The following is an 802-nucleotide window of genomic DNA, read 5'->3' as shown; positions in this document are numbered from 1 at the left end:
GATGCATGAGGTCTGCTCATGCGGGTTTCCCCATTCAGACATCTCCGGATCACGGGATATTTGCTCCTCCCCGAAGCTTTTCGCAGCTTATCACGTCTTTCATCGGCTCTTAGTGCCAATGCATCCGCCCTGTGCCCTTATTGCTTGACCTTTTGCCTTAGCATGCAAGTGGATCTTCCTGTGGATGATCTGCTTGCCGCTTAACATCACCCTAGCGTAGGTGATGCGGTCTCTTGATTCTCGTGTCTTCCGATACTCTCGTATCTTCCGACATGTGTTTGATTACTCTGTTCAATAACAGATAAATCGATGTCTTCCTATCTTTGCGTTTGCATTAATTTCTTAATACTTTGCGTTTAAGGATATTTGATTAACTTAATCAAATTTCATGTATGCAGTTTTCAAGGTACAATGCTGACTGATGTTTTATCAGCCATTTAAAAAGAAAATATCTTTTCTTCTTAAATCACTGGTAAAACCAGCATCTATTCTTATCAGGATCTCTCCTGTTTTTCTTTTTTTGATCTGGCGCCCACCTGCTCTCCCACACCGTCTCCAGTGCAGTACCATCGGCCGATTGGGTCTTAACCGTCGTGTTCGGGATGGGAACGGGTGTGTCCCCCAACCGCATCGGCACCAGAAATATCTCAGCTTGATAGCTAAACAGTAAAACACATTCTTACTCTCTACTTTTTCCTTAGAAAGGAGGTGATCCAGCCGCACCTTCCGATACGGCTACCTTGTTACGACTTCACCCCAGTCATCGGTCCCGCCTTCGGCAGCTCCTTCCTTGCGGTTAGGT

At 45.6% G+C, this 802-nt stretch carries 3 rRNA genes; all 3 read right to left on the bottom strand.

Going from position 1 to position 802, the window contains the following annotated elements:
• Positions 1–150: ribosomal RNA gene (locus tag DMI82_RS19525) — 23S ribosomal RNA — on the bottom strand; the annotation flags it as partial.
• Between the two features lie 373 nt (positions 151–523).
• A 5S ribosomal RNA gene (rrf, locus tag DMI82_RS19520) occupies positions 524–641 on the bottom strand.
• A gap of 60 nt (positions 642–701) precedes the next feature.
• Positions 702–802 (bottom strand): 16S ribosomal RNA (locus DMI82_RS19515); the annotation flags it as partial.

Source organism: Blautia sp. BCRC 81119 (assembly GCF_003184505.1).
GTDB classification, from domain to species: domain Bacteria; phylum Bacillota; class Clostridia; order Lachnospirales; family Lachnospiraceae; genus Blautia_A; species Blautia_A fusiformis.
Note: the sequence above shows the minus strand (reverse complement) of the source record. Positions and strands in the feature narration are given on the sequence as shown.